Source organism: Nocardioides sp. (genome assembly GCF_047607365.1).
In the GTDB taxonomy this organism is placed as follows: domain Bacteria; phylum Actinomycetota; class Actinomycetes; order Propionibacteriales; family Nocardioidaceae; genus Nocardioides.
The window spans coordinates 1-4,309 of sequence record NZ_JASGDD010000204.1 but is presented as its reverse complement, the minus strand read 5'-3'; the positions used below and the strand labels follow the sequence as shown (position 1 = coordinate 4,309).

The window sequence follows — 4,309 nt, the reverse complement described above, 5'->3', positions numbered from 1 at the left end:
GCCGCCCGCCGGCGGGAACGTCGGCGCGCAGCGCCCCCCGCCGGAGCACCGCGGCGACCCGGTGGGCCGAGTTGGCCGCGCCGGCGCCGGGCGGGACGTCGGGGTCGGCGAGCGCCCAGGAGCCGAGGATCGGCCGGTGCAGGTAGCGCGAGAGCCCGGCGGCCAGGTCGCCGACCAGGTCGGGGCGGGTCAGCGAGTCGACCACCACGAGGCCGTCGACGTTCCCGCCGGCCGCGGGCAGCCACGCGCCGAGCACCTCGATCACGGCGCGCACGAGCGGCGCCGGGACCGGTCCGTCGGCTCCCCGGAAGAGGTCGCGCAGCGCCCGACCGTGCCCGAGGTCGGTGAGCCGGGCCACGACGCGTCCCTCCTCGGGCCCCTCGGCGATCCTCCCCTTGAGCTCGATCCCGAGCCCGGGCAGACCCGTCGGCCACAGCTTCTTCGGCTCGATCGCCACGCCCGGTCGGTGCAGCCGCTCCTCGGCCTCGGCGACCGCCGCCTCCGACACCTCGGCCGAGAGCGCGAGACCGCCGCAGTTGTCGCACCGGCCGCAGTCGCGGCCGGCATCGTCCGAGGGGTCGTCCAGCTGCGCGCGCAGGTAGCGCATCCGGCATCCCGTCGTCACGAGGTAGCCGAGCATCGCCTCCTCCTCGCGCCTGCGTGCCTCCGCCACCCGCGCGTAGCGCTCGGCGTCGTAGCGCCACTGCTCCCCGGTCGCGCGCCATCCGCCGGCGACCCGCTGCACGGCGCCGTCGACGTCCAGCACCTTGAGCATGGTGTCGAGGCGGGTGCGCGACAGGTCGACGTGGGGCTCGAGCGCCTGCGTCGACATCGGTCGCTCGCTGCCGCCCAGGACGGCCAGGGTCTGACGGACCTGCTCCTCGCGTGGGAAGGCGAGGGAGGCGAAGTAGGCCCAGATGTCGCGGTCCTCGGTGCTCGGCAGCAGCACCACCGGCGCCGTCCCGACGATCCCGCGGCCGGCGCGGCCGACCTGCTGGTAGTAGGACACCGGTGACGAGGGCGCACCGAGGTTGACCACGAACCCGAGCGGGGCGTCATACCCCATCCCCAGCGCGCTCGTCGCGACGAGCACCTTGACCCGGCCGGCTGCGAGCGCCTCCTCGAGTGCCAGTCGCTCGGCGGGCTCGGTGCGCCCCGAGTACGCCGCCGCGTCGATGCCCCGCGAGCGCAGATAGTCCGCGACCTCCTCGGTCGCCGCGACCGTGAGGCAGTAGACGATGCCCGAGCCGGACTGCGCCGCGACGTGGTCGGCCAGCCAGGCCAGTCGCATCTCGGCCGTCCTCAGCCGTACGACGGCGAGCTGGAGCGACGCCCGGTCGAGCGATCCACGCAGCACGAGGACGTCGGTGTCGTCGGAGCCGAGCTGCTCCGCGACGTCGGCCGTCACCCGGGCGTTGGCGGTGGCGGTCGTCGCCAGCACGGGCACCCCGGCCGGGAGGTCCTCGAGCAGCGTGCGGATGCGCCGGTAGTCCGGCCGGAAGTCGTGGCCCCAGTCGGAGATGCAGTGCGCCTCGTCGACCACCAGGAGGCCGCAGGTCGCCGCGAGCCGGGGCAGCACGGCATCGCGGAAGCCGGGGTTGTTGAGCCGCTCCGGGCTGACCAGCAGCACGTCGAGCTCGCCGGCGTGGATCGCCTCCTCGATGCCGCTCCACTCCTCGAGGTTGGTCGAGTTGATCGTGGCCGCACGGATGCCGGCACGCTCCGCGGCGGCGATCTGGTTGCGCATCAGGGCGAGCAGCGGGCTCACGATGACCGTCGGCCCGGCGCCCGCCTCGCGCAGCAGCAGCGTCGCCACGAAGTAGACCGCCGACTTGCCCCACCCGGTCCGCTGCACGACCAAGGCCCGGCGACGATCCTCGACCAGCGCCGAGATCGCCGACCACTGGTCGTCGCGCAGTCGCGCCTCCGGCCTCCCCACGAGGGCGGCCAGATGCGCCTCGGCGCCGGCTCGGAGGTCACTCACCCGGACTGTCTACCAGCCCTCGCCGACAGGTCCGGCGCCCTGCGACGAAAGTGTCCCGGGAGAGCGCGGCCTAGGCCCGACAGGACTAGAGCCGGTGCCTGTACGGCTGGTCCGGCGCGCACGCTGCCGGCGCTAGCGTCCGGAGATGACCTTCACGAAGCCGTCCCTCGGAACCGCGCTCGGTGCCGCCGCTCTCATCGTCGCCGTCGCGGGGACGGGGGCTCCTGCCGCCGCGGCGAAGCTGATCAACGGCTCGCTGATCAAGGCGGGCACGGTCACCGGCAAGCAGATCAGGGACGGCTCCGTCACGCTCTCCGACCTCAGCGCGAGTGCGCGCACGGCCGGTCCGCGCGGCGAGCAGGGCGCGACGGGCGCCACGGGAGCGACCGGCGCCACCGGCGAGCAGGGAGAGCAGGGAGAGCCCGGCGTGGCCGGGGTGTCGGCGTACGAGGTCGTCACCCAGACCACCTCGGTCGCCGCCGGTGGCACCGGCACGGCCGCCGCGGTCTGCCCGGCCGGCAAGGTGGCGCTCGGCGGTGGCGGCAGGTGGCTGAGCGGACTGACCACCGACCCCGCGGCCAGCTACCCCGCTCGCGCGATCCGCGGCCAGTTCGGTGGGCTGCAGGCCCTCACCGACCCGACCTCCAGCCTCGCCGACGTCTGGGTGGTGTCGGGCGCCAACTCCACCGACGCCGCCGTCGAGCTGCGGGCCTGGGTCACCTGCGCGACCGCGTCCTGAGCCGCGAAAGGATTTCGAAAGGAGGTCGGGCGAGGGTGCGTCCATGAACGCATCCCCGAAGCACCTGCTGCTGCCCGCCGCCATCGTCGGCGGATCCCTGATCCTCGCCGTCGGCGGCACCGGCGCCGCGGACGCGGCCAAGCTGATCAACGGCAAGCTCATCAAGACCGGGACCGTCGCCTCCAAGCAGATCAAGGACGGCTCGATCACGTCCGCCGACCTCGCCGCGAGCGCCAAGGTCCCCGGGCCGACCGGCCCGGCCGGTCCTGCCGGCGCTGCGGGTGCTCCCGGCGCGGACGGCGCCGACGCGACCACCGGCTATGAGGTCGTCAGCGGCATCACGGCCTCGGTGGCCGACGGCGCCCAGGCGAGCCTTCTCGTCTGGTGCCCGGTCGGCAAGGTGGCCGTCGGCGGCGGCGGGACGTGGTCCGGCGGAGCCAGCAACGCGGCCGGATGGCTCGCCACCAACAACCCGCTGCGCGCGATCCGCGACAGCAACGGGAACCTCACCGGCAACGGCTTCCCGTCCACGACGGTCGCCGACGGCTGGGCGATCTCCGGCACCAACAAGGCCGGCGGCGCCCGGGACCTCCGCGGCTGGGTGATCTGCGTGAGCGTCGGCTGAGCCCGCCCGCCGACGCCGAGACGGCCGGCTCAGCCGGCGGCGTCGTACTCCAGCTTCAGGAGCTTCTCCCCGACGGCCACGAGCTCGTCCTCGGTGTGGCCGGCCCCCTGGCTGAGGTTCACGGTGAAGACGACCGTGCCGTGGAGAACGCCGCCCGCAAGGTGGAGGTTCTCGCCGCCGCCGACGGTGCCGAGGGTGAGGAACGCGCCGTCGCCCAGGCCGCCGATCGTGTGCTCGGACGGACTGTCCATCGCCGAGGACGTGCCGTGGCGGTAGACCTCGAAGCCCGAGGCCGCCTCGGCGAGCTCCGCGGTGCCGAGGGAGCCGCTGATCTCGCGCGGGTCCTCCTGGCCGAACTCGCACTCGCCGAGCGGCCCGGTCTCGACCGTCACCGGCGCGCCGAGCGCGTCGCCGATCTCCTCCGGCGTGAGCAGGTCGCAGAACGCCGGCGGTACGCCGTCGGCCGCGGGCTCCACGCTCGCCGACGGCGTCCCCGCGGCGGCATCGGGCGCCGACGACGAGGAGCCCGGCGACGGCGAGGCGTCCTCCGACCCCCCGCATCCGCCGAGGGCCAGCAGGCCCACCGCGGCGAGCGCGAGCAGCCCCGGTCCCCACCCTGATCTCGATGCGATCCCCATCGGTGTCCTCATGCACGCGAGGCTGCCGTCCCCGGTCCCCGCCGACCACCGGGATTCGGAGTAATCAGAGACGCAGGGCGGCCGCTTCGGTACCGTCCCGTCACGTGGAGCAGGTGGGGCTGCTCGGCGACGTGCTCAGCGACCTCGCCGAAGGCGACGTCACCGGCGCCCGGACGCGCTGCGCGGGCGACGGTGCGGTGGCCAGCGCCCTCCATGCGATCGCCGACTTCTGGGACGGCGACTTCCAGGCCGCGACAGCCCACGCCCGGGCGGCCCTCGAGCGCGCTCGCGCCGAGCCCGTCCGGGCGCTCGCGCTGTCCGCG

General features: G+C 74.8%; 5 protein-coding genes. 3 read left to right on the top strand and 2 right to left on the bottom strand.

Translation table 11 applies throughout. The features are described 5' to 3' along the window. Positions 1 to 1,984 (bottom strand): RecQ family ATP-dependent DNA helicase (locus QM572_RS15685; protein WP_415094763.1); only part of this gene is annotated, 1,984 nt, incomplete at its 3' end. 145 nt (positions 1,985 to 2,129) lie between these two features. Here QM572_RS15685 and QM572_RS15680 point away from each other — a divergent pair. Beyond that, positions 2,130 to 2,723, top strand: a complete 594-nt coding sequence (locus QM572_RS15680; RefSeq protein ID WP_415094761.1) for a hypothetical protein — start codon at positions 2,130 to 2,132, stop codon at positions 2,721 to 2,723. A 43-nt stretch (positions 2,724 to 2,766) separates the two neighbouring features. Next, positions 2,767 to 3,348 (top strand): hypothetical protein, encoded by a 582-nt coding sequence (locus tag QM572_RS15675; protein WP_415094759.1) that lies wholly within the window; start codon positions 2,767 to 2,769, stop codon positions 3,346 to 3,348. A 29-nt stretch (positions 3,349 to 3,377) separates the two neighbouring features. Here the strand turns inward: QM572_RS15675 and QM572_RS15670 are convergent, their stop codons facing one another. Further along, positions 3,378 to 3,998 carry a hypothetical protein gene (locus QM572_RS15670; RefSeq protein WP_415094757.1) on the bottom strand — a complete coding sequence of 207 codons (621 nt, stop codon included), beginning with the start codon at positions 3,996 to 3,998 and terminating at the stop codon, positions 3,378 to 3,380. Between the two features lie 92 nt (positions 3,999 to 4,090). Between QM572_RS15670 and QM572_RS15665 the strand changes: the two genes are divergently transcribed. Continuing rightward, positions 4,091 to 4,309 (top strand): hypothetical protein (locus QM572_RS15665; protein ID WP_415094755.1); only part of this gene is annotated, 219 nt, incomplete at its 3' end.